Origin of the sequence: Ruegeria sp. HKCCA5491 (assembly GCF_013034565.1) — a bacterium.
In the GTDB taxonomy this organism is placed as follows: domain Bacteria; phylum Pseudomonadota; class Alphaproteobacteria; order Rhodobacterales; family Rhodobacteraceae; genus Ruegeria.
The window spans coordinates 73738-95881 of the sequence record NZ_WQGG01000010.1 but is presented as its reverse complement, the minus strand read 5'-3'; the positions used below and the strand labels follow the sequence as shown (position 1 = coordinate 95881).

Below are 22144 nucleotides of genomic sequence, written 5' to 3'. Positions count from 1 at the left end.
GACCGGTCAGTGGACCGGTCGGTCTTTTTGCCTTCTGAAGAACTCGAAAATACCGGAAACAACTCTGGTCATTGACGCATTTCCCCATCATCATTGCTATACATCCCAACCGTGATGTCTTATGAGCCTAGCAAATAGCACCTGAACACGGGGAGTGAGCAGCATGTCTGACGATTTCGAACTGGACACTGACGATCTAAAGCGCCGCATGGATGGCGCCATGTCCAACCTCAGAACCGAGTTTGCGTCACTGCGGACTGGTCGCGCGTCAGCGTCGATGCTGGAACCAATAATGGTTGACGCCTATGGCTCCATGACCCCAATCAATCAGGTTGGCACGGTAAACGTTCCCGAACCCCGTATGGTTACGGTCAACGTGTGGGACAAAGGTCTTGTCGGCAAAGTCGAAAAGGCCATTCGTGAAAGCGGGTTGGGAATTAACCCTCAACTGAACGGCACGATCATTATGCTGCCGATCCCCGAATTGAACGAAGAACGCCGCCGCGAGCTTGGCAAGGTCGCGGGACAGTATGCAGAACATGCACGGGTCTCGATCCGCAATGTACGCCGTGACGGTATGGACCAGATCAAGAAAGCCAAGGCTGACGGAATGTCCGAAGACGACCAGAAGTTCTGGGAAAGCGAAGTTCAGGACCTGACCGACGAGATGATCAAGTCCGTCGACGCCGCGCTTGAAACGAAGCAGTCTGAAATCATGCAGGTTTGACGCCACTATGCCCGACACCGCACATACTGCACCAGTGGATGGTCCTCGTCACGTTGCCATAATCATGGATGGCAACGGTCGCTGGGCTCAGGCACGGGGCAGGCCGCGCCTGTTCGGGCATCAGGCAGGCGCGCGCCGCGTGCGTGACGTGGTCGAGGCGTGCCCGGGCCTGGGAGTAAAATATCTGACCGTCTTTGCGTTCTCGACCGAAAACTGGAAACGCACACAGGCAGAAGTTGCCGGTCTGATGAGTTTGTTCCGGCGCTATATCATCAAGGAAACACGAAACCTGACCAACAATGGGGTGCGGGTTCGGTTCATCGGTGATCGCGTTCGTCTGGATCGAAAGCTTATCGACCTGATGGATACTCTGGAAGACGCTACCAAGAACAATGATCTGGTACACTTGACCATTGCCATCAACTATGGCGGTCGGGATGAGGTCGCACGGGCCACCAAACGTCTGGCAAAGGATGTCGCGGAAGGGCGTCTGAAACCAGAAGATGTGGATGAGGAAACCCTGCCCAAGTATCTGGACACACATGTTCTTCCGGATCCTGACCTTGTTATACGCACAAGCGGTGAAGCAAGGATTTCCAATTTCCTTCTGTGGCAATCCGCCTACTCGGAATATGAGTTTATCGACACGCTGTGGCCTGATTTCACCGCAGAGGAACTCGAACGTTTGTGCCGCAATTTCGGGACGCGAGAGCGTCGGTTCGGAGCAATTTCAGCATGAGCGAAGGCCGATGGTCTGACCTGACGGCGCGCGTCCTGTCGGCGGCAGTTCTTGTCGCGATTGGCTCGATCGAGGTTTGGCTGGGCGGTCTTTGGTTTGAAGCCTTCATCGCAATTGCTTGTGGCCTGATGACATGGGAACTGGTCCGGATGATCGACCCGGATCGAACTGCGGTGGCTGTGCAATTGTCTATCCTGACGGGTGTGGCCGTTGTTCTAAGCTACCACGTGCCGCCGCTTTATAAGTTGCCGTTCCTGCTGGCACCAGCCCTTGTCGGGGCGGGGCAGATCAGTCGCGCCAAGGGGACATATGCACTGTTTGCCGTGTGGATTGCCGCTGCGGGCCTTGGGTTCATCTCAATCCGCGAAAATATGGGCTTTGGCTGGATGGTCTGGTTGATTGCCGTCGTGGTCGCCACAGATGTTGCGGGTTATTTCGTCGGCAAGGCATTTGGCGGCCCGAAATTCTGGCCGAAAGTCAGCCCTAAGAAAACGTGGTCGGGCACCGCCGGCGGGTGGGTCGCCGCTGCGGTGGTCGGGACTATTTTTGCCGTCTATGCCGGATTTGGCGTCTTGTTCGTTCTGGTTTCGGTACTGGCTTCGATGGCAAGTCAGGCCGGAGACATCATAGAAAGCGCCACCAAACGTAAGTTCGGAGTAAAGGACAGCTCGAACCTTATCCCTGGCCATGGTGGCTTTCTGGATCGCTTCGATGGGATGATGGGGGCCGCGTTGTTCGTGTTGATTGCCGGTCTGATTTACACTCCGGGTGCAATGTAATGCGCAAAGTTTCAATTTTTGGCGCGACGGGTTCCATCGGCCAAAACACGATAGACTTGATTGGCAGGGACCCGTCTGCATATGACGTCGTTGCACTTACTGGGGGCGCCAAGATTGAACAGCTTGCCAAGGACGCGCGTCGTTTGAACGCCGACTTGGCTGTGACAGCCCACGAGGACAGGCTGGGCGATCTTCGCGACGCATTGGCGGGCAGCGGTATTGAAGCGGCCGCCGGACAGCAAGCCCTGACCGAAGCAGCCGCGCGTCCGGCAGACTGGGTTATGTCGGCCATTGTCGGCTCGGCAGGCCTTCCGCCTGGCCTTGAGGCGCTGAAGCAAGGCGCAACCCTTGCACTGGCCAACAAGGAAACGCTGGTCTGCGCAGGCGCTCTAGTGCTTGAGACAGCGCGCAAGCATGACGCAAAGCTTCTGCCTGTCGACAGCGAACACTCTGCCGTGTTTCAAGCACTGGTTGGCGAGGATATGCAGGCCGTCGAACGTATCATCATAACGGCAAGCGGCGGAGCATTTCGCGACTGGCCCCTTAGCGATTTGGCAAGCGCCACGGTCGAACAGGCGTCAAGCCACCCAAATTGGAATATGGGCCAGAGGATTACTATCGACAGCGCGTCGATGTTCAACAAAGCCCTGGAATTGATTGAGACAAAAGAGTTCTTCGGCGTCGCACCAAGTCAGATCGAAGTATTGGTTCATCCCGAATCCATCGTTCATTCCTTGGTGGGATTTACTGATGGCGCGGTCATGGCCCATATGGGTGCGCCCGACATGCGTCACGCCATAGGATACGCCCTGAATTGGCCGGACCGACGCGACCTGCCGGTTGACCGGTTGAACCTTGCAAAATTGGGTCAACTTCGGTTCCACGACCCGGACGAGGCACGATACCCGGCCCTAAGGCTGGCGCGTCATGTGATGGAGCGGGGCGGGTTGTCAGGCGCAATCTTCAACGCGGGCAAGGAACGGGCGCTGGATCATTTTATCGACCGCAAGATCGGCTTTTTGGAAATGGCTGACATCGTCGAAACCGCTCTGGACAGAGCAGAGGCCGAAAGCAGCCTTATTGATGCCCCTTTGACACTTGATAACGTGCTGCAAACGGACCATCTGGCACGTAAGTGGGTAGATGAAACCGTAGCCCAACGCGCAGGATAGAATTTTGGACGTACTTTCACTGATCCCCCAATTCGGTAATCTGGTTTACACCATTGTTGCGTTTGTCATTGCGTTGTCGGTGATCGTGGCGGTGCATGAATACGGCCACTATATCGTGGGTCGGTGGTCTGGGATCCACGCCGAGGTATTCTCGATCGGGTTTGGCCCAGTCCTTTGGAGCCGAGTCGACAAGCGTGGAACACGGTGGCAGATCGCGGCGCTACCCTTTGGCGGATATGTGAAATTTCTGGGCGACGCCAATGCGGCATCGGGCAAGGACGAAGCCGCCATGTCCGAGATCACGCAGCAAAGCTCGGAAGAGTTGCGCAGAACGATGCATGGCGCGCCGCTTTGGGCACGTGCGGCGACGGTCGCTGCCGGGCCAGTTTTCAATTTCGCCATGTCCATCTTGGTTTTTGGGATGATCTTCCTGTCTCAGGGCGTAACGAAAGAGCCGTTGACGGTTGGCGCACTCGCCCCCTTGCCGGGTACGGTTCAGGAGCTTCGTGACGGGGATGAGATCATCGCCATCGCAGGCGTTCCACTACCCGAATTTGGAGAAGAGGGGGTGTGGTCCGAATTCTTGGAAGCGCTACCAGTTGAACCTGTGCTGGACTACACGGTCGTCAGAGATGGTCAGACATTGGACGTTTCCGCCCCCTGGCTGATGCCTCCGCTAATCCAGCAGGTGGCCCCGCGCAGCGCCGCAATGGATATCGACCTGAAGCAGGGTGACGTCATCACTGCGGTTGACGGTGAGCCGATCTTTGCGTTCGAACAGTTGAAGGACCATGTGGAAGCGTCTGACGGCAAGGTTCTTTTGCTGGATGTATGGCGCGACGGAGCAGAGCTGGAGTTTGCGCTGGCACCACGCCGCACCGATGAACCTCAGCCGGACGGCGGTTTTGTCACCCATTGGCGGATCGGGATTGTCGGCGGCATGATGCTGGAACCAGCTACGGAACCGGCGGGTATCGGCGATTCCCTTTCCGGTGGCGTAAGGCAGACAATTCGGATCGTTGAAGGATCCCTTTCGGGGATTTGGCATATGGTTACAGGTGCTATCAGTACATGTAACATGTCAGGGCCTATCGGTATCGCCGAAACCTCAGGGGCGATGGCAAGCCAAGGCGCGCAGAACTTCATCTTTTTCATAGCGGTACTGTCGACAGCGGTTGGTCTTTTGAACCTGTTTCCCATCCCGGCTTTGGATGGCGGGCATCTGGTTTTCTACGCTTACGAGGCGGTTGCAGGTAAACCACCCAGCGATGGTGTACTGCGCGTGCTGATGGGTGTCGGTGTATCGTTGATCTTGGGCTTGATGCTTTTCTCGGTATCCAACGATTTGTTCTGCTGATTGTGGCGCGTTCGGCGCGGAAAGGCCGCAATTCCGCCCCAATTTATGAGTAATCTCTATGGCAATCGGATGATTGTTTCAGAGGATGCCATGACACGGGCCCTGCAAAAGTCGTATAAAAGCTTCAGCTTCCTATTCCTGTTGAACTGGGACTCGATCCTGTTCTTCGGCGCGACCGCCTTGGCGATGTTTGGATGCGCTTATCTGATCACGATGTGATTCTCGCATTCCACTGAAAAACAACAGTTGGCGACCTTCTGGGTCGCTTTACTTTTTGGGCTTTTGACAAGATTTCTGAATACCGCTACTCAAACCTAAAGTCCTGAAAATTTGGGTAGAGAAAAATATGACTGATAGGCGAGGCGCAGGCACATCCTGCGGGGGGCAAAAGCTAACAAACAATATTTTGTGGCGAACGCTATCCGTTTTTTCCCTTATTGTTTTAGTGAGTTTAGTGTCGGCGCCGCAGGTCGCACAGGCGCAGAGTTACACCATCAATTCCTTCGACGTTGACGGGAACCGTAGGATCGAAACATCCACGATTATTGCCCGTACTGGCATCCAGCCCGGTCAGACCGTGACCGCCGGAGAATTGAACGACGCGTTTCAGCGTTTGCTTGACAGTGGTGTTTTTGAGACAGTCGAACTGACCCCGCGCGGCAATACTCTGCTGATCGAGGTTCAGGAATACCCGACGATCAACCAGATCAGCATCGAAGGAAACCGCCGCGTAAAAGATGACGTTCTGATCGAAGCAATCTCGTCTCAGCCACGCCGCGTGTTCACGCCACAGGTCGCCGAAGCCGACGCAGATCTGATCGCAGAGATTTACTCGGCGCAGGGCAGGGTGTCGGCCACCGTTATTCCGCGCATCATACGCCGCAGCGACAACCGCGTTGATCTTGTCTTTGAAATTGCTGAAGGCACGACAATCGAGGTTGAGCGCGTCAGCTTTGTCGGCAACCGCGCGTTTTCCGACCGCCGCTTGCGTCGGGTGCTTGAGACCAAGCAAGCCAATTTCCTGCGGACTTTCCTGCGGGGCGACACGTTTATCGCGGACCGGATCGAATTCGACAAACAGGTCATCCGCGATTTCTATCTGTCTCGCGGCTATGTCGACTTTCGCGTCAACAGCGCGAATGTGGAATTCACCCGCGAACGTGATGCGTTCTTCCTAGTGATGAATATCACCGAAGGGCAAAAGTTCTCGTTCGGTAAGATCTCGACTGTCAGCGAAATTCCCGGCGTCGATGCGGCTCCGTATCAGCAGGCGTTAAAAATCAAGCCCGGTGTGACTTATTCACCGTCGTTGGTTGAGAACTCGATCGCTCGTCAGGAGCGTTTGGGTATCAAGCAGGGCGTTGATTTCCTGCGCGTCGAACCGCGTGTCACTCGTAACCCACGCGACCTGACGTTGGATGTTCAGTTCGTCCTGACCAAAGGACCGCGCATCTTTGTTGAACGGATCGACATTGAAGGCAACACCACAACGCTGGACCGTGTCATTCGCCGTCAGTTCGACACCGTTGAAGGCGATCCTTTCAATCCGCGCGAAATCCGGCAGGCAGCCGAACGTATCCGTGCACTGGGCTTCTTTGCGGTGGCAGACGTTGAACCGCGCGAAGGCTCGACGGCCAGCCAGGTCATCGTCGACGTGGACGTGGAAGAGCAGCCGACCGGCTCGCTGAGCCTTGGTGGTAGCTACTCGGTTTCCGACGGTTTCGGGATTGCAATCGGCCTGAATGAATCGAACTTCCTTGGCCGAGGTCAGAATCTGGGTGTGACCCTGTCGACCGCGCAGGATGCCGAGCAATATACGCTGAACTTCACCGAACCCTACCTGTTGGGACGTAGGTTGCGTTTTGATCTTGGTCTGGGCCTTGCGTCCACGAACTCGAGCTTTGCAAGCTACGACACAGAACGGGTTTTCTTCAACCCACAGCTTAGCTACTCGATTGGTGAACTTTCCGCCTTGCGCGTGCGCTATGGCTGGGACCGCAGCGAGATGACGCAACAGGATGACGAAGTAAACGGCGCTGTGATTTCGTCAGAGATTGATCAGGGTAAGCGTACAACCAGTTCCTTGGGCGTTTCCTATGTGTACGACAGCCGGATTGGCGGTCTGAACCCGAATGCTGGTGTGTTGTTCGAAGTTGGTCTTGATGCCGCCGGACTGGGCGGAGACAACGAGTACTACAAATCAACCGCCAGAGCGATCGCTCAAACCCGTGTGCTCAGCGAAGAAGTCGTCTTGCGTGCCACGCTTGAAGCGGGTGCACTGCATTGGAGAGGCGACGACTTTAGCCGGACGATCGACCGGTTTGTGCTTGGTCCGAACACGTTCCGCGGCTTTGAACCCGCGGGTCTTGGTCCGCGCGATCTGTCCAACGGTCAGGACGACGCGATTGGCGGCAACTACTACTGGGTTGCCAGATTTGAATCGGACTTCCCGCTGGGCCTGCCCGAGGAACTGGGACTACGCGGTGGCGTGTTCTATGACGTGGGTAACCTGTATAACATCGACGATGTGAATACGGCCGGTGCTGATATCGTTGGTGCAAATGGCTCAATTCGCCACGTCATAGGGGTGTCGGTGCTTTGGGAAACACCGTTTGGACCTTTGCGGTTCAACTTCTCGAAGGCACTAAAGAAAGAAGACTTCGACCAGGAGCAGAATTTCGACCTGACCATTCAGGCGCAATTCTGACCAGAGGATGATGAACACATTATCTCTTAAATTTCAGGGCCCCTTTCGGGCCCTGTGTGTTTTTTTGCTCATTTTCCTTGCCGGTCCTGCTCAGGCTCAGCAACTGGGGGTTCCGCAAACGGCGGTTCTGACGATTTCCAGTGAGCGTCTGTTCGCAGATTCCGAATTTGGCCAACGTGTCCTGCGTGAGATCGAGGCTGAGGGCACATTGCTGGCCGAAGAGAATGAACGGATCGTTGCTGAGCTTAGTCGTGAAGAAAAAGACTTAACAGAGCAACGGGCCGAGCTTCCGCCGGAAGAGTTTCGACCGCTGGCTGAAGCATTCGATGAAAAGGTGCAATCCCATCGGGACGGGCAGCGGGCAAAGCTGGACGCACTTGCTCGGCGAAGTGAAGAAGCCCAGCAGATGTTTTTTGAGTTGATTCAGCCCGTGCTGATAGACCTGCTTCGTGAATCCGGAGCAACTGTCATTATAGAACGTTCAAGTGTCTTTTTAAGCTCGGACCGCACAGATGTGACCGAATCTGCGATTGCCCGGATTAACGTGGTAATCGGGGACGGAAGCACAATAGAAAACCAGGCGAACGAATAGGTTTGCTTGCCCTTGGGTCGCGGTGTTGCTAACCACGCCGGAAAGAGAAATCCAGAACGGGACACCTTCATCATGAGTACGGAAACCAAGAGCGCAGACATTCAGCTGATCCAGCGGATATTGCCGCACCGCTATCCGTTTCTGCTGGTGGACAAGGTCATCAACATCTCGGGCTATCAGTCTGCGGTTGGCATCAAGAACGTCACCATGAATGAACCGCATTTTCAGGGGCATTTTCCAGGTACTCCGATCATGCCGGGCGTCACCATCGTCGAGGCGATGGCGCAGACCGCCGGTGTGATGTTGGGCGTGGGCATGGATGTGATTGACAGCGAACTTCTGATCTATTTCATGAATATCGACAAATGCAAATTCCGCCGCAAAGTCGTACCGAGCGACGTGCTTGAGATGCATGTGGAAACTGTGCGTGGTAAAAAAGGCGGTAAGATTTTCAAGTTCAGCGGCCGCGCGACTGTTGAAGGCGAGGTAGCCGCCGAAGCTGAATTCTCGGCCTATGTTGATTGGGGCATGGAAAAAACGACATGAGCGGCATTCACCCCAGCGCAATCATCGAAGACGGTGCGCAGATCGGTGAAGACTGCATCATCGGGCCGTTCTGCTATGTCGGGCCTCAGGTCAAACTGAGCGACCGGGTCGAGCTGAAATCGCATGTGGTCGTGACCGGCGATACCTCGGTCGGGGATGACACGGTTATCTTCAATTTCTCGGTGATCGGTGAGATTCCGCAGGACCTGAAATTCGGCGGCGAAAATACCCGACTTGAGATCGGTAAGCGCAATCGAATCCGCGAGCATGTGACAGTAAATACGGGCACGGATGGCGGTGGCGGCGTGACCCGGATCGGGGATGATTGTCTGTTGATGGCAGGCGTTCACGTGGCGCACGACGTTCAGATCGGCAACCGGGTGATCATGGTGAACCACGCCGGTGCGGCTGGGCACTGCATCATTGAAGATGACGTGATCGTTGGTGGTATTTCTGGTTTGCATCAGTGGGTCCGGGTCGGACGCGGCGCGATCATCGGTGCGCTGACGATGGTGCCGAACGACGTCATTCCCTATGGGCTGGTTCAGGCACCGCGCGGCGAGTTGGACGGGCTGAACCTGGTTGGTCTGAAACGCAAAGGTGTTTCTCGCGAGGATATCTCGGCCCTGCGCGCGGCCTTCCGTGAGCTATCGACGGGCGATGGCACATTTATGGAACGTGCGCAGCGTGTTGGCGCAGAAAACGAAAGCGAATACGTGCAACGGATCGTCGATTTTGTCACCGGACAGACGGACCGTTCTTTCCTGACCCCGAGGAAGTAACCCATGCTGGCGCTGATTGCGGGAACGGGCGCATTGCCGGATGAGGTGGTTGGCCACCTCGAAACCAAACCGATCATTTGCGCAATGGAAGGGTTCACTCCGGATAAGCTCACCGCCGATATCGTCTTTCCGCTGGAGCATCTGGGCAGTTTCATTGCCGATCTGAAAGGGCGTGGTGTCACCGAAATCTGTATGGCGGGCGCTGTAAAGCGGCCTCAGATAAACGCCTCGCGCATTGATGCCGCCACGATGCCTCTTGTGCCCGTGATTCAGCAGGCGCTGATGTCCGGGGATGATAGTGCGCTGCGCGCTGTGATCGGCATTCTTGAAGAATCCGGTCTGACGGTACGCGCAGCACATGAAATCGCACCGGCCTTGTTGCCGCAACTTGGTTGTTTGACTAACACGCAGCCGTCGGATGGCGATCTGGCCGATGTAGACAGGGCGGCTGGTATTCTGCGCGCAATGGGAACGGCCGACATCGGTCAGGCCTGTGCGGTCTCAAAAGGGCAAGCGCTTGCTATTGAAAGCATCTTTGGAACTGACTGGATGCTGCAATCGCTGACCCAACGCCCCGATGCGGGCGGAGGAGTTTTGTTCAAAGCCCCTAAACCAGATCAGGACCGTCGTGCCGATCTTCCAACAATCGGCCCCGGCACAGTCTCGGGCGCCGTGGCTGCGGGTCTGACCGGAATCGTTATCGAAAAGGGCGGTGTCATTGTGTTGGATCAGGCGCGTGTCATTGAAGAATGCGACCGCCTCGGCCTGTTCCTATATGTCCGCGAGCGGGCCAACTGATGCGAGTTTTTCTGGTTGCCGGCGAACCTTCGGGCGACCGTCTTGGCGGATCGTTGATGGAAGGGTTGTGCAGCCTTGTTCCGGATGTTGAGTTCGACGGTGTTGGCGGCCCCTTGATGCAGGCGCAGGGTCTAAACAGCCGCTTTCCAATGTCGGAACTCTCGGTAATGGGTTTGGTCGAGGTTCTGCCAAAGTTCTTTCACCTCAAACGTCGCATTGCCGAAACTGCTCAGGCGGTTTTGGATATAAAGCCGGATGTTCTGATTACAATCGACAGCCCGGATTTTTCCTTGCGTGTCGCCAAGATTGTCAAAGCTCAAAGCAATATCAGAACCGTACACTATGTCGCCCCAACCGTATGGGCGTGGCGACCGGGGCGTGCGGATAAAATGGCCAAAGTCATTGATCACGTTCTGGCGCTGCTGCCCTTTGAACCCGCCTACATGGAACGGGCGGGGATGGAGTGTGATTTCGTCGGCCACCCTGTCGCCACTGAGCCAGTCGCCTCGGATCAGGAAATCACCAATTTTCGTACGGCCCATGAATTGGGTGATGCTCCGCTTTTGCTTGCTCTACCGGGTTCGCGCCGGGGTGAGGTTGATCGTTTGGCTCCAGTATTTGGACAGGCGCTTACGCTTTTTCTTCGTGATCACCCGGACATGCGGGTGGTTGTTCCGACGGTTTCGCATATGGTCGATGCGGTCCGTGAACATCTCAAAGACTGGCCGGGCAATCCGGTGGTTGTGGATCCGCGCGACCTGCCCACAGATCAAGCCGTAGCCGAGAAACGGGCCGCGTTTGCATCGGCGGATTTGGCGCTTGCAGCCTCGGGCACTGTTTCACTGGAATTGGCCGCACAAAACACACCGATGGTCATCGCCTACAAGCTCAGCTGGCTGACCCAGAAAATTGCAGAGCGCATGGTAAAGCTGAAAACGGTCACCCTCGTAAATCTGGTCTCTGATACCCATGCGGTCCCGGAACGTCTGCTGGATGACTGCACTCCGGAACTCATATTTGAGGCTTTGGCCGAAGTTTATTCCAACCCCAAGGCGCAGCAGACAGCGATGGACGTGACAATGAATCGTTTGGGACGCGGCGGCGAGGCTCCGGGCCTTCGTGCGGCACGAGCGGTGTTGGACAGGCTGCCCGCGCGCCATGGTTGAACATATTCTATTTGCCATTTCTGCCGGGATTGTGACGATTTCGACCAACTTGGACAACCTTGTCATGTTGTTTGGTCTGGTAATGGTGATGAAGACGGCACGCGCCGTTATCGGTTTTGCGGTTGCGCAAGTTCTGATCCTGTCCTTGTCGCTCGCTATTGCCAGCGGGTTGGATCAAACGAGCTTTCTGCACTGGGTCGGGTATCTTGGGATTGTTCCTCTTGCGCTTGGCCTGCGCGGTTTTTGGCACCAGATGTCCGGGAAAGATGATCACAAGATACCTGAGCGTGGCGCGGTCACATCGGTCGTTGTCCTGTTTCTGAGCCTGTCAATCGACACACTTGCGGCGATGACGCCTTTGTTGGCGGATTCAACACCTGCGTTCCGGGCAACCGCACTGATCGGTGCGGCCTTCGCGCTTACCGGGTTGATTGCCTTGGCGAGCTGGGGTGCCCCTCGTGCGCAAAACCTTGGTCCACGCATCGCACGACTGGACAGAATAGCCCCTTACATCATGGTTTCCGTCGGTCTTTATATCCTGATCAACAGCCCAACCGACGCCATGTGATTTTAGCGGATCAGTAGCCGCGCCAAATCCAGCCACCGCCAAAGATTCGGCTGCCTTCAGACGCGTAGAAGACACAGGCCTGACCCGGAGAAATGCCCTCCTCGGGCGTCAGCAGCTCGACTTCGGCGGTGGTGTCTGACAGGGGGCGAACGATCGCCTCGCGCGGTGGGCGAGTGGACCGGACCTTGACCTTCAGATGCCATTCCTCGCGCGACGTGAACGGCTCATCCCCAAGCCAGTTGATTTCGCGCACGGGTACTGTACGGGTTGCCAGCATTTCCTTGGGGCCGACAACCACCTGCTTCTTGTCCACGTCCAGCTTGACGACATAAAGCGGTTCGCTCAGGCCGCCAATGCCAAGCCCGCGCCGTTGGCCAATCGTATAGTGGATTACGCCGTTATGCTGTGCCAGCACACGACCGTCGGCATGGACGATCTCGCCGGGTTCAGCCGCACCGGGGCGCAGTTTTTCGATCACACTGGCATAGTTGCCATCGGGCACGAAACAGATGTCCTGACTATCGGGTTTGTCGGCCACGGCCAGCCCGTATTGCGCCGCCATCTCGCGCGTCGCGTCTTTCGAGGGCAGGTGGCCCAGCGGAAACCGGAGGAAATCCAACTGTTCAGACGTCGTCGAGAACAGGAAATAGGACTGATCGCGGTTCGCATCCTCGGCGCTGTGCAATTCCGGGCCGTTCGGGCCCATCTTGCGCTGAATATAGTGACCGGTGGCCATGCAGTCAGCCTCAAGGTCCTTGGCGGTTTCCAGCAGGTCCTTGAACTTTACCCGCTCATTGCAGCGGATGCAGGGCACCGGGGTGGCGCCCGCCAGATAGCTGTCGGCAAACTCGTCGATCACCGCGTCCTTAAAGATGTTCTCATAGTCCAGAACGTAGTGCGGAAAGCCGCGTTCTTCCGCTACGCGCCGCGCATCGTGAATGTCGATCCCTGCACAGCACGCGCCTTTCTTAGCCAGCGCCGCACCATGGTCATACAACTGCAGCGTCACACCCACGACGTCATAGCCCTGATCGGCCAGATGTGCCGCCACAACAGAACTGTCCACACCGCCGGACATGGCCACAACCACCCGCGTTTCCGACGGGGGTTTAGCAATGCCAAGCGAGTTCAACGGTGTCTCGGTATCGAGGGCCATGACGATTCCAGTGCGGATTAAGAAAGACCGGCAGAATATAGGAAAATTCTACACACTCTCAAGGGGTGGTTTCACCCAGCGTTAAGCACGCTGGCTTCAGCGTTGTCGCAGCAGAAAAGGTTATGAAGATGTATTTGCACAAAGTTGAAGGACCACGATCCGTAACCCTGCCGGATGGAACGGTTTTGTCGCGCGCAGACCTTCCTCCTGCGGACACGACACGATGGGTGGCATCGCGAAAAATCGTTGTTGTTCGCGGCGTACTTTACGGCCTGATCACGCTGTCTGACGCAAAGTCACGGTATGGGTTGAGCGATGAGGAGTTCAATTCCTGGGTCTCGGCCGTTGCGGAGCATGGAAAAGACGCCCTGAAAGTGACGGCTTTAAAAAATATCTACAACGTAAAGATGAAAGTGAATAAGTGATTCAACGGTAACGTCAGGTTAACCATTTTTGAGCAGGCTTAACCTAATTGGTACGTTGAACCGAATTGGAGCAGTAAATGCGTATACTTCTTGTCGAGGATGATCCCACTACGTCGAAAAGCATCGAATTGATGTTGACCCACGCCAACCTCAATGTCTATGCGACCGACCTCGGCGAGGAGGGGATCGATCTAGCAAAACTTTATGATTACGACCTGATCCTTCTGGACCTGAACCTGCCTGATATGAATGGGCACGAAGTATTACGTCAATTGCGCATTGCGCGGGTTGAAACCCCGATCCTGATCCTGTCTGGCGCTGACGACACCGAAAGCAAAATCAAAGGTTTCGGTTTTGGTGCTGACGACTACATGACCAAACCTTTCCACCGTGAAGAACTGGTTGCACGTATTCACGCAATCATTCGCCGATCAAAGGGCCATTCCCAATCCGTGATCCACACGGGCCGCGTCGCGGTGAACCTGGATGCCAAAACGGTTGAAGTCGAAGGCAAAGCCGTGCACCTGACCGGCAAGGAATACCAGTTGCTAGAACTGTTGAGTTTGCGCAAAGGCACGACGTTGACCAAGGAGATGTTCCTGAATCACCTCTATGGCGGCATGGACGAACCCGAACTCAAGATCATCGACGTCTTTATCTGCAAGCTCCGCAAGAAACTCAGCAACGCGACGGGCGGCGAAAACTATATCGAGACAGTCTGGGGCAGGGGATACGTCCTGCGAGACCCACAAAGTAACAGAATGGTCGACAGGCGGGTGGCGGTCGGTGCGTAACCCGGATTTTGAAATCTGGCCGTTGGTTCAGAGCGGTACCTTCAGTCTGTGAACGGCACGTCTGGACGTGAGAATAACCTCGCCCTATCACTGAGTTCCAAGATTACGTGACAGGGCGAGGGCATGAGCGATTCAACACCAGTATCCGAGCTGACAGAAGCACAGGCCCGATCCGAGCTTGCACGGCTGGCCCCGCTGATTTTACAGGCCAACACACTGTACCACTCGGAAGACGCACCCGAGATTTCGGACGCCGAGTACGACAGCCTCAAACAGCGAAACGCTGAGATTGAACGCCGCTTTCCGCACCTGAAAAGAACGGACAGCCCATCCGACCAGGTAGGTGCCCGACCTTCTGACGGGTTTTCTAAGGTCTCCCACGCCGTCCGAATGATGTCTCTTGGAAATGCGTTCAGCGAAGAAGATGTCGTCGATTTTGACCGCTCAGTTCGCAAGTATTTGGGTTTGTCGGATACGCAGCCGCTGTCCTTTACGGCGGAGCCAAAAATAGATGGTTTGTCTCTATCGCTCAGATACGAAAAGGGAATTTTGGTTCAGGCAGCGACCCGAGGGGATGGAGAGGTCGGCGAAAACGTGACAGCAAATGCGCGTACGATTTCCGATATTCCCCAGATCGTATCAGATGCTCCCGATATTCTTGAGGTCCGGGGCGAAGTTTACATGTCTCACAAGGATTTTGAGGACCTGAATGCACGTCAGGAGGCTTTGGGTGACAAACTTTTTGCCAACCCACGCAACGCGGCTGCCGGATCTCTCAGGCAACTGGATTCGGCAATCACGCGATCGCGACCGCTCAGGTTTTTTGCCTATGCATGGGGCGAATTGTCCGAACCTTTGGCCGACACGCAAATGGGCGCAATTGAGCGATTGGCCGGTTTTGGGTTTTCGACCAATCCACTGACCGCCGTTTGTGACACCAAGGACCAAATCCTGAACCACTACCGAAGTATCGAAGCGCAGCGCGCAACGCTTGGGTATGATATTGATGGCGTCGTTTACAAAGTAAATGACCTGTCTTTGCAATCTCGGCTTGGATTCAGGTCCACGACACCCAGATGGGCAATTGCTCATAAGTTCCCAGCAGAACTCGCATGGACCCGGCTTGAGGCGATCGACATTCAGGTTGGCCGAACAGGGGCGCTTAGCCCGGTCGCGCGCCTGCATCCGGTGACAGTCGGCGGTGTTGTCGTATCTAATGCGACGCTCCACAACGAGGACTACATCGTCGGGCGCGACGCCAAAGGTGGGATTATTCGGGAGGGTAAGGATTTTCGCATCGGCGACTGGGTTCAGGTTTACCGAGCAGGTGATGTCATTCCCAAACTTGCGGATGTCGACATTTCGAAACGCCCGGCTGACGCAGAACCTTATGTGTTCCCAACGACTTGCCCAGAATGCCAAAGCGACGCGGTTCGCGAGGAAGGCGACGCCGTAAGGCGCTGTACAGGAGGCATAATCTGCCCAGCCCAAGCCGTTGAGAAGCTGAAGCACTTTGTCTCGCGTAAGGCATTCGACATCGAAGGTCTGGGTGCCAAACAAATTGAGATGTTCTATGACGACTCTGATCTTCCGGTCAGAACCCCAGTTGATATCTTCACCCTGCAATCCCGCGACGCCGCAAACCTGAACAAGCTGGCGAACCGCAAGGGCTGGGGCGCGCAAAGCGCTGGTAACCTGTGGGCTGCGATTGATGAAAAGCGGGACATACCGTTCGGACGTCTTTTGTTTGCGCTGGGAATCCGCCACATGGGCGAAGCCGCGTCAAACCTGATCGCCAACCATTATGGGTCCTGGGAAGAGTTCGAAGAAGCCATCACCGCCGCCGCGGATTTTGTCGGTCCTGAGTGGGAAGATTTGCTGGCCATTGACGGGATCGGAGAGATCATGGCCCGCGCATTAGTTTCAGCATTTGCCCAAAATGCCGAGCGGTCCAGCATCGACGCTCTGGTGGCTCAGTTGGACGTACAGAAAGCGACTAGACCCGACACCTCTGGTAGTCCTGTGGCTGGTAAAACAGTTGTCTTCACCGGCACACTGGAAAAAATGACCCGCGCCGAAGCCAAGGCACGGGCCGAATCCCTGGGTGCGAAAGTATCCGGCTCGGTCAGTAAGAAAACCGATTTGCTCGTGGCTGGACCGGGCGCTGGATCAAAGGCAAAAAAGGCGGCGGAATTGGGTATCCAAACGCTGGACGAAGACGGCTGGCTGACCTTGATCGGCGCGTCATGAGCGGAAGGCCCGAAGTCCTGTTCCCACTGTTTGCCGGGCTAGAAACACTGGAAGGAGTGGGTCCCAAGACCGCGCAAACCATGGTGCAGGCCGGGGTTGAAACACCCCGAGATGTGCTTTTCGGTTTGCCTTATGCAGTGATAGATCGACGTAAAAGGGATACGATCCAGGGCGCTGATCTCCCGACAACCTTGACGGTTGAGGTGACGGTGGGACCGCATAGACCGCCGCGCAATAAGGGTGGTGCCTATCGTGTTTACGTCGAGGATTCGCAGGCAGAGTTCCAATTGGTTTTCTTCCATGCACGCGGAGATTACTTGAAAAAGGTTCTGCCCGAAGGATCGCGACGGGTGATATCGGGCAAACTAGAGCTGTTCGACTGCATGGCCCAGATGGTTCACCCCGATCATATGCTTCCGTTGGAAAACGCCTGCGACATACCGGAGTTTGAATCGGTCTATCACCTGACTCAGGGGATAACGCAAAAGACGGCTTACAAAGCAGCTCGTAGCGCATTGTCCCATGCGCCTGAACTGGCTGAATGGATTGATCCGGCGCAAGTCACCAAACAAGAGTGGCCTGACTGGGCAACTGCAGTCAAAGCAGCCCACAACCCACAAGGCGCGGATGATATCGCAAGCCATGCCCCTGCAAGACAACGCTTGGCTTATGATGAGTTGTTCGCTCATCAGATGACCCTCGCTTTGGCCCGGCAAAGGGAGCGAAAGGCGAGGGGCGTTGTCAGTGTTGGAACAGGCGCGCTTCAATCCAAGGTTCTGGCGAGCCTTCCGTACAAGCCAACCGGCGCGCAGATGCGGGCAATTGATCAGATCGCGGCGGATTTGGCCTCGGACGCGCGGATGAATCGTCTGTTGCAGGGGGATGTCGGTGCCGGCAAGACGCTGGTGGCATTCATGGCGCTGCTGGTCGCGGTCGAGGCCGGAGGGCAGGGCGTGATGATGGCTCCGACCGAGATACTTGCCCGTCAACATCTTGAAGGGCTGCGCCCCCTTGCCGAAGAGGCCGGAATTGTTCTGGAGATACTGACAGGACGCGATAAAGGGGGCGAACGGCGCAACAAATTGGATGCATTAAAAAAGGGTGACATTCAAATTCTGGTCGGAACCCATGCGGTCTTCCAAAATGACGTGGAATTTCGCGACTTGCGACTGGCGATCGTGGATGAGCAGCACCGATTTGGTGTTCGGCAAAGGATGGAACTGTCCGAAAAAGGGCGTGGTGCCGATGTATTGGTGATGACGGCAACGCCAATCCCGCGCAGTCTGGCTTTGGCCCAATATGGCGACATGGACGTGTCTGTTCTGGATGAAAAGCCTCCGGGCCGCAAACCCATCAAGACGGCTGTTGTCAGCACAGACCGTATGGAAGAAGTGATCACTCACTTGCGGCGGGCCATTGACGAGGGGCGGCAATGTTATTGGGTGTGCCCGCTGGTTGACGAGTCCGAAGTATCGGACCTCACAGCCGCTGAAGAGCGCTTCAAGCGGTTGCGAGCAATTCTCGGGGATAACGTGGTGGGTTTGGTGCATGGCCAAATGCCACCGGCAGACAAAGACGCCGCCATGAAAGCGTTTCAGGAAGGTCAGACCAAGGTTCTGGTCGCGACCACTGTTATCGAAGTCGGCGTAAACGTTCCCAACGCCACCATCATGGTCATTGAGCGCGCCGAGATCTTCGGTTTGGCGCAATTACACCAACTGCGAGGCCGTGTCGGTCGTGGAGTAGCGGATTCGACCTGCTTGTTGATGTACCAACCCCCGCTGAGTGAGGGCGGGCGCAAACGTCTGGAAGTATTGCGTGAAACCGAGGATGGATTTCGGATATCCGAAACAGATCTGCAGATGCGCGGCGCCGGAGACCTTATTGGGACGGCCCAATCCGGGTTGCCCAAATTTCGGATCGCTGATCTTGAGCGGCAAGCCGGTCTGATGGCCATCGCGCAAACGGATGCCAGAGCTTTCCTAGCGAAAGACCCAAAACTAAGCTCGGACAGGGGGCAAGCGGTGCGTGTTCTTCTGTGGCTGATGAAGCAGGATCAGGCGATCCGTTTGATTTCAGTTGGTTAGAGAAAAATTTACCGTTAGTTCACAAATGTTCTCAAAAAGTTCTTTACCGACTCAATGAAATGTGAGAACAAAAGGTCAACAAAGGATTAAAGCTCTGACCGGAGGTGACCCATGTTGACCCAGATAAAGACCGCCATCACCCGCTCGCAATCTACGCTTTTGCAGGATGCAGCCGGTGCCGTTTCTTTGGTGGTTATTCTGATGGTTGCCCTCCACCTGCCCGGAGCGTTCTAACCTTTTCTGCCTGCGATCTCGTGCCGACCAAACCCGCGCTGTCATCCCCATATCAGTCAAGGGTGACCTGCCTGTCCCAATTCCCTTGAAGGGGCCTTGCCTCGGCCCCGTGCGGACCTCCGGACCCACACGAGAAACGCACATCCTGCCGCCGCCCTTTCCGCCCGGAAGGTGCGGCGGTTTTTTTACAATTGCCCGGTTTTCATAATTTCCAGCATCGCCGACAGAACAGAGTTCACGGCGACAGAGGCCAATATCATCCCCATGACACGGCTTATGATCGCGGCACCGGAATGGCCAATCAGCCGAATGATAGGCTCGGCCAGCAGCATAAGCACAAATGCAATGGCCACGACCGAAATCATGACAAGTGCCGTAATTCCCTGGTCAGCAACGCTGTATCTGTTGTTGTCCGTCAGAATTACGATGGCCAACATAGCACCGGGCGAGGCCAAAGATGGAACCGCCAGCGGAAAAATGGCCGGGTTGTGCTGGTGCATCTGGTCTTTGATATCTTCCTCGGCGGCGCGTTGTTCAGTGTCCTGCTTGCTTTCGCCAAAAATCATGGTCAGCGCGAACAGGAACAGAATAATGCCGCCTGCAACCTGAAATGAGTTCAGCCCGATATCCAGCGCCTCGATCAGCAATTGCCCGAAGACTAGAAAGAACAGAAGAATTCCAGCGCTGATAATTGATGCAACCAACGCCATCTTGCGCCTTGCTGCAGCCTCCAGCCCGGCGGTAACGGCAATGAAAACGGGGATCGTGCCGATGGGATCAATCACAACCCAAAGCGTGACGAAATGTTCCAGCAAGTTGTTCAAGTCACAAACTCCCCTTGATTTCGCAGGAGGTTAGACTGAATTGCCAGAAAAAACTATGGTTACGCGCAGTTTGCTTGTTCAGCCTGCTCCATCGCTTCGGCCGTTGCGTCCAAAGCAAGTAGAATCGAAGCATGGCGGTTCTTATATTCGCGGGCAGGCATCAAAACCTCCAACCCGTCAAACGGGGCGTCAGGGGCAGGGCCATCCTTTTTGAGCATATCGGCCAGTTGATCGCGCGCCGTTTCTATCTGCGCTCTGGTTGCCCCGATAACAGCGCCCCCAACAACGGCGGCCGATGCCTGACCCAAGGCACAGGCTTTCACATCCTGCCCAAATTCCGCAACACGCCCATCCTGAACCTTCACATCAACGGTCACGGTCGATCCGCAAAGAGGCGAGCGTTTCTTCACCGTCGCGTCCGGATTCTCAAGCCGGTCCAAATGGGGAATATCCGAAGCCAGCGCCAGAATTCGGCCAGAGTATAACTTAATCAGGTCATTATCGCCGGACATGGCTTTCCCTCGTTGATTGTTCCTCATACATAGTGAGCATCCACCCGGATGCAAAAGGTTTTTATGATGCAAGCAAGCGCCACATTCGACCCGACCACTTTGAAATATAACGATGCGGGTCTTATCCCTGCCATTGCTCAGGACGAAACTTCGGGCGAAGTTCTGATGATGGCGTGGATGAATGCGGAAGCCATTGAAAAAACGCTGGAAACGGGCCGCATCACCTATTGGTCGCGTTCACGTCAGTCCTTTTGGATCAAAGGAGAAAGCTCTGGCCACACGCAGGAGTTGGTGGATTTCCGTGTGGATTGTGACCGCGATTGCTTGCTTGTTCTCGTTCATCAGACCGGCCCGGCCTGCCACACAAATCGGCGGAGCTGTTTTTATACTGCCGTTCGGGAAGGTGACGAGATCGAACTAATGTCACCTATGACATAAACCCACCATCGCCCTTATATCCGCCGGGCTTTGGCCCTCGGCGCGGTACTTTGCGATTGCGCGCGCATCGTCACGTTTTGCTAGTCGTTTGCCGGTGTCATCACGGATCAATTTGTGATGATGGTAAACCGGAGAGGTCAAGCCAAGCAGAGACTGCAACAGAATGTGGATCCGTGTTGCCTCAAACAGATCCTGCCCGCGCACCACGTGGCTAACGCCCTGTTCCGCGTCATCCAATACAACGGACAGGTGGTATGAAGTGCCCATATCCCGCCGGGACAAAACGACGTCACCGATCGTTTCGATCATTTCTTGCCCGCTGAAAGTAATCCACCCGGTTTCACCTTCAGGCCCCACTCCATCTTCTTGAAACCCTGCCGATTTTCCAAACAAATCAACTGTGCGATCCACCGCCGCAACCATGTCCAATCTCAGCGGTACTGTTCGTGGCATCGGTCCGGTTCTATCCGATTTTTTCCGGCATGTACCCGGGTAGATTATGCCATCAGGCCCAAGCAAAGGGGCACCTTCCTGCGGTGCCCCAACGGCTGCAGCAATATCGCGGCGATTGCACGTACAAGGATAAAGCAAACCATTGTTCCAGAGCGTTTCAAGGGCGTGCTCATACACATCCAGCCGCAAAGATTGTCTCATAACCGGCGTGGGCCAAGTAATTCCAAGCCAGTGTAAATCGTCGAAAATCCGGGTTTCCCATTGCGGACGCGAACGTGCGCGGTCGATGTCTTCTATCCTGAGAAGAAATGAACCCTCATGCGACGTGGCCATATCGCAGGCCAAAAGCGCCGAATACGCATGTCCAAGATGCAGGGGGCCCGTCGGAGAGGGCGCAAACCTAGTTACGAATGTCACGACTTTTCAACAATATAGACATCTGATTTGAGGTCCATGCCCGGCAGATGAGGGCCATGCTCACGAAACAGCAGGCGCGTCGCCCCCATGTCCAGCCAATCGTTCAGCCGACAGGTATAAGTGTGATCTGCAAGTGTGTGATCATTGAATGAAAATGCCAGAAGACCCCCTTTGGGCAAAGCATTCATCAACAGATCAAATGTCTCGGGCGGGGCGGCGCCGACGCTGATGACACCAATGGCGGCAATCGCCTTGTACGCACCTTGCTGCAAAGGGTTTGGGTCGGACAGATCGAACGTCGACAACCGTCTGTAAACCCCCTTGGCCTCGGCGCCTTCTAACATCTTTGGTGAAGGGTCTACGCCGTCGATGACCCTGAATCCAACCGCGTGCAGCGCCTCGCCGGACAAACCAGTGCCACAGCCATAGTCCAGAACAGGCGTCTGAGCTTCGGGCATATGCGACCAAAGCGCCTCGGCAAGGCGACCGGGAGTGACATAGCCATGGGCAGCCACTTCGGAATCGTATGACGACGCCCATTTCTGATAGTGCGCGCGCGTGGCTTCGGGTGTGTCCAGCCCATACGCGTCTTTTAGGTAATCGTCGTTCATGCCCGTATGT

24 protein-coding genes are annotated in these 22144 nt (G+C 55.6%); 19 read left to right on the top strand and 5 right to left on the bottom strand.

Features of this window, described 5'->3' with window-relative positions:
• Nucleotides 1-163 precede the first annotated feature (163 nt).
• The 13 genes from frr to GOV88_RS14140 all read left to right on the top strand — a co-directional run bounded on the left by frr (nucleotide 164) and on the right by GOV88_RS14140 (nucleotide 11933).
• Nucleotides 164-727 (top strand): ribosome recycling factor, encoded by a 564-nt coding sequence (gene frr / locus GOV88_RS14195; RefSeq protein WP_171121382.1) that lies wholly within the window; start codon nucleotides 164-166, stop codon nucleotides 725-727.
• Between the two features lie 7 nt (nucleotides 728-734).
• The gene (locus tag GOV88_RS14190; protein ID WP_171121383.1) at nucleotides 735-1466 is read left to right on the top strand and encodes an isoprenyl transferase; all 732 of its coding nucleotides are present in this window, start codon (nucleotides 735-737) and stop codon (nucleotides 1464-1466) included.
• The gene (locus GOV88_RS14185; protein ID WP_171121384.1) at nucleotides 1463-2245 is read left to right on the top strand and encodes a phosphatidate cytidylyltransferase; all 783 of its coding nucleotides are present in this window, start codon (nucleotides 1463-1465) and stop codon (nucleotides 2243-2245) included. The genes GOV88_RS14190 and GOV88_RS14185 overlap by 4 nt, the downstream gene beginning before the upstream one ends.
• The gene (dxr, locus tag GOV88_RS14180) at nucleotides 2245-3417 is read left to right on the top strand and encodes a 1-deoxy-D-xylulose-5-phosphate reductoisomerase (protein ID WP_171240843.1); all 1173 of its coding nucleotides are present in this window, start codon (nucleotides 2245-2247) and stop codon (nucleotides 3415-3417) included. The genes GOV88_RS14185 and dxr overlap by 1 nt, the downstream gene beginning before the upstream one ends.
• A 4-nt stretch (nucleotides 3418-3421) precedes the next feature.
• Nucleotides 3422-4774, top strand: a complete 1353-nt coding sequence (gene rseP / locus GOV88_RS14175; protein ID WP_171240842.1) for an RIP metalloprotease RseP — start codon at nucleotides 3422-3424, stop codon at nucleotides 4772-4774.
• 90 nt (nucleotides 4775-4864) lie between these two features.
• Nucleotides 4865-4993, top strand: a complete 129-nt coding sequence (locus tag GOV88_RS20640; RefSeq protein ID WP_255431721.1) for a hypothetical protein — start codon at nucleotides 4865-4867, stop codon at nucleotides 4991-4993.
• A 127-nt stretch (nucleotides 4994-5120) separates the two neighbouring features.
• Complete coding sequence (gene bamA / locus GOV88_RS14170; RefSeq protein ID WP_171240841.1) at nucleotides 5121-7481, top strand: outer membrane protein assembly factor BamA; 2361 nt, start codon at nucleotides 5121-5123, stop codon at nucleotides 7479-7481.
• Between the two features lie 7 nt (nucleotides 7482-7488).
• The gene (locus tag GOV88_RS14165; protein ID WP_254449240.1) at nucleotides 7489-8073 is read left to right on the top strand and encodes an OmpH family outer membrane protein; all 585 of its coding nucleotides are present in this window, start codon (nucleotides 7489-7491) and stop codon (nucleotides 8071-8073) included.
• A gap of 72 nt (nucleotides 8074-8145) precedes the next feature.
• Nucleotides 8146-8619: a 3-hydroxyacyl-ACP dehydratase FabZ gene (fabZ, locus tag GOV88_RS14160; protein WP_171240840.1), complete on the top strand. Its 474-nt coding sequence runs from the start codon at nucleotides 8146-8148 to the stop codon at nucleotides 8617-8619.
• A complete protein-coding gene (lpxA, locus tag GOV88_RS14155; RefSeq protein WP_171240839.1) occupies nucleotides 8616-9401 on the top strand; it encodes an acyl-ACP--UDP-N-acetylglucosamine O-acyltransferase in 786 nt (261 codons plus the stop codon). The genes fabZ and lpxA overlap by 4 nt, the downstream gene beginning before the upstream one ends.
• A 3-nt stretch (nucleotides 9402-9404) precedes the next feature.
• Nucleotides 9405-10199, top strand: a complete 795-nt coding sequence (locus GOV88_RS14150) for an LpxI family protein (protein WP_171240838.1) — start codon at nucleotides 9405-9407, stop codon at nucleotides 10197-10199.
• Nucleotides 10199-11365, top strand: coding sequence for a lipid-A-disaccharide synthase (gene lpxB / locus GOV88_RS14145; RefSeq protein ID WP_171240837.1), 1167 nt, complete (start codon nucleotides 10199-10201; stop codon nucleotides 11363-11365). The genes GOV88_RS14150 and lpxB overlap by 1 nt, the downstream gene beginning before the upstream one ends.
• Nucleotides 11358-11933, top strand: a complete 576-nt coding sequence (locus GOV88_RS14140) for a hypothetical protein (protein WP_171240836.1) — start codon at nucleotides 11358-11360, stop codon at nucleotides 11931-11933. Before lpxB ends, GOV88_RS14140 begins: the two co-directional genes overlap by 8 nt.
• Nucleotides 11934-11943: 10 nt before the next feature.
• On the opposite strand, the gene mnmA is transcribed toward GOV88_RS14140, so the two are convergent.
• Nucleotides 11944-13089, bottom strand: a complete 1146-nt coding sequence (gene mnmA / locus GOV88_RS14135) for a tRNA 2-thiouridine(34) synthase MnmA (protein WP_171240835.1) — start codon at nucleotides 13087-13089, stop codon at nucleotides 11944-11946.
• 128 nt (nucleotides 13090-13217) lie between these two features.
• On the opposite strand from mnmA, the gene GOV88_RS14130 reads away from it, so the two are divergent.
• The 5 genes from GOV88_RS14130 (at nucleotide 13218) to GOV88_RS20635 (ending at nucleotide 18879) form a co-directional block, all read left to right on the top strand.
• On the top strand, nucleotides 13218-13514 hold the full coding sequence (locus GOV88_RS14130; protein ID WP_171240834.1) for a DUF1153 domain-containing protein: 297 nt from the start codon (nucleotides 13218-13220) through the stop codon (nucleotides 13512-13514).
• 77 nt (nucleotides 13515-13591) lie between these two features.
• A complete protein-coding gene (gene ctrA, locus GOV88_RS14125) occupies nucleotides 13592-14308 on the top strand; it encodes a response regulator transcription factor CtrA (protein ID WP_171240833.1) in 717 nt (238 codons plus the stop codon).
• Between the two features lie 123 nt (nucleotides 14309-14431).
• On the top strand, nucleotides 14432-16558 hold the full coding sequence (gene ligA, locus GOV88_RS14120; RefSeq protein ID WP_171240832.1) for an NAD-dependent DNA ligase LigA: 2127 nt from the start codon (nucleotides 14432-14434) through the stop codon (nucleotides 16556-16558).
• Complete coding sequence (gene recG / locus GOV88_RS14115; protein ID WP_171240831.1) at nucleotides 16555-18645, top strand: ATP-dependent DNA helicase RecG; 2091 nt, start codon at nucleotides 16555-16557, stop codon at nucleotides 18643-18645. The genes ligA and recG overlap by 4 nt, the downstream gene beginning before the upstream one ends.
• A 111-nt stretch (nucleotides 18646-18756) precedes the next feature.
• Nucleotides 18757-18879, top strand: a complete 123-nt coding sequence (locus GOV88_RS20635) for a hypothetical protein (RefSeq protein WP_256367685.1) — start codon at nucleotides 18757-18759, stop codon at nucleotides 18877-18879.
• A gap of 185 nt (nucleotides 18880-19064) precedes the next feature.
• Here the strand turns inward: GOV88_RS20635 and GOV88_RS14110 are convergent, their stop codons facing one another.
• Complete coding sequence (locus GOV88_RS14110) at nucleotides 19065-19703, bottom strand: MarC family protein (protein ID WP_171121398.1); 639 nt, start codon at nucleotides 19701-19703, stop codon at nucleotides 19065-19067.
• A gap of 59 nt (nucleotides 19704-19762) precedes the next feature.
• The gene (locus GOV88_RS14105) at nucleotides 19763-20215 is read right to left on the bottom strand and encodes an iron-sulfur cluster assembly scaffold protein (protein ID WP_171121399.1); all 453 of its coding nucleotides are present in this window, start codon (nucleotides 20213-20215) and stop codon (nucleotides 19763-19765) included.
• A 48-nt stretch (nucleotides 20216-20263) separates the two neighbouring features.
• Here GOV88_RS14105 and hisI point away from each other — a divergent pair, with 48 nt between their 5' ends.
• On the top strand, nucleotides 20264-20653 hold the full coding sequence (gene hisI, locus GOV88_RS14100) for a phosphoribosyl-AMP cyclohydrolase (protein ID WP_171240830.1): 390 nt from the start codon (nucleotides 20264-20266) through the stop codon (nucleotides 20651-20653).
• Here hisI and gluQRS read toward each other — a convergent pair.
• Together gluQRS and GOV88_RS14090 are read right to left on the bottom strand one after the other, a co-directional pair.
• Nucleotides 20639-21523 (bottom strand): tRNA glutamyl-Q(34) synthetase GluQRS, encoded by an 885-nt coding sequence (gene gluQRS, locus GOV88_RS14095; RefSeq protein WP_171240829.1) that lies wholly within the window; start codon nucleotides 21521-21523, stop codon nucleotides 20639-20641. The genes hisI and gluQRS overlap by 15 nt on opposite strands.
• Nucleotides 21520-22134, bottom strand: a complete 615-nt coding sequence (locus GOV88_RS14090) for a class I SAM-dependent methyltransferase (RefSeq protein ID WP_171240828.1) — start codon at nucleotides 22132-22134, stop codon at nucleotides 21520-21522. The genes gluQRS and GOV88_RS14090 overlap by 4 nt, the downstream gene beginning before the upstream one ends.
• Nucleotides 22135-22144: the final 10 nt, after the last annotated feature.

Bases quoted from the DNA above. Each gene is read 5' to 3' on its own strand.
- lpxA (WP_171240839.1), top strand. From the start codon at position 8,616: ATGAGCGGCATTCACCCCAGCGCAATCATCGAAGACGGTGCGCAGATC.
- ligA (WP_171240832.1), top strand. From the start codon at position 14,432: ATGAGCGATTCAACACCAGTATCCGAGCTGACAGAAGCACAGGCCCGA.
- GOV88_RS14105 (WP_171121399.1), bottom strand. From the start codon at position 20,215: ATGTCCGGCGATAATGACCTGATTAAGTTATACTCTGGCCGAATTCTG.
- fabZ (WP_171240840.1), top strand. From the start codon at position 8,146: ATGAGTACGGAAACCAAGAGCGCAGACATTCAGCTGATCCAGCGGATA.
- frr (WP_171121382.1), top strand. From the start codon at position 164: ATGTCTGACGATTTCGAACTGGACACTGACGATCTAAAGCGCCGCATG.
- hisI (WP_171240830.1), top strand. From the start codon at position 20,264: ATGCAAAAGGTTTTTATGATGCAAGCAAGCGCCACATTCGACCCGACC.
- bamA (WP_171240841.1), top strand. From the start codon at position 5,121: ATGACTGATAGGCGAGGCGCAGGCACATCCTGCGGGGGGCAAAAGCTA.
- mnmA (WP_171240835.1), bottom strand. From the start codon at position 13,089: ATGGCCCTCGATACCGAGACACCGTTGAACTCGCTTGGCATTGCTAAA.
- GOV88_RS14150 (WP_171240838.1), top strand. From the start codon at position 9,405: ATGCTGGCGCTGATTGCGGGAACGGGCGCATTGCCGGATGAGGTGGTT.
- GOV88_RS20640 (WP_255431721.1), top strand. From the start codon at position 4,865: ATGACACGGGCCCTGCAAAAGTCGTATAAAAGCTTCAGCTTCCTATTC.
- GOV88_RS14165 (WP_254449240.1), top strand. From the start codon at position 7,489: ATGATGAACACATTATCTCTTAAATTTCAGGGCCCCTTTCGGGCCCTG.
- GOV88_RS14090 (WP_171240828.1), bottom strand. From the start codon at position 22,134: ATGAACGACGATTACCTAAAAGACGCGTATGGGCTGGACACACCCGAA.
- GOV88_RS14140 (WP_171240836.1), top strand. From the start codon at position 11,358: ATGGTTGAACATATTCTATTTGCCATTTCTGCCGGGATTGTGACGATT.
- GOV88_RS14185 (WP_171121384.1), top strand. From the start codon at position 1,463: ATGAGCGAAGGCCGATGGTCTGACCTGACGGCGCGCGTCCTGTCGGCG.
- lpxB (WP_171240837.1), top strand. From the start codon at position 10,199: ATGCGAGTTTTTCTGGTTGCCGGCGAACCTTCGGGCGACCGTCTTGGC.
- dxr (WP_171240843.1), top strand. From the start codon at position 2,245: ATGCGCAAAGTTTCAATTTTTGGCGCGACGGGTTCCATCGGCCAAAAC.
- GOV88_RS20635 (WP_256367685.1), top strand. From the start codon at position 18,757: ATGTTGACCCAGATAAAGACCGCCATCACCCGCTCGCAATCTACGCTT.
- recG (WP_171240831.1), top strand. From the start codon at position 16,555: ATGAGCGGAAGGCCCGAAGTCCTGTTCCCACTGTTTGCCGGGCTAGAA.
- GOV88_RS14130 (WP_171240834.1), top strand. From the start codon at position 13,218: ATGTATTTGCACAAAGTTGAAGGACCACGATCCGTAACCCTGCCGGAT.
- ctrA (WP_171240833.1), top strand. From the start codon at position 13,592: ATGCGTATACTTCTTGTCGAGGATGATCCCACTACGTCGAAAAGCATC.
- GOV88_RS14190 (WP_171121383.1), top strand. From the start codon at position 735: ATGCCCGACACCGCACATACTGCACCAGTGGATGGTCCTCGTCACGTT.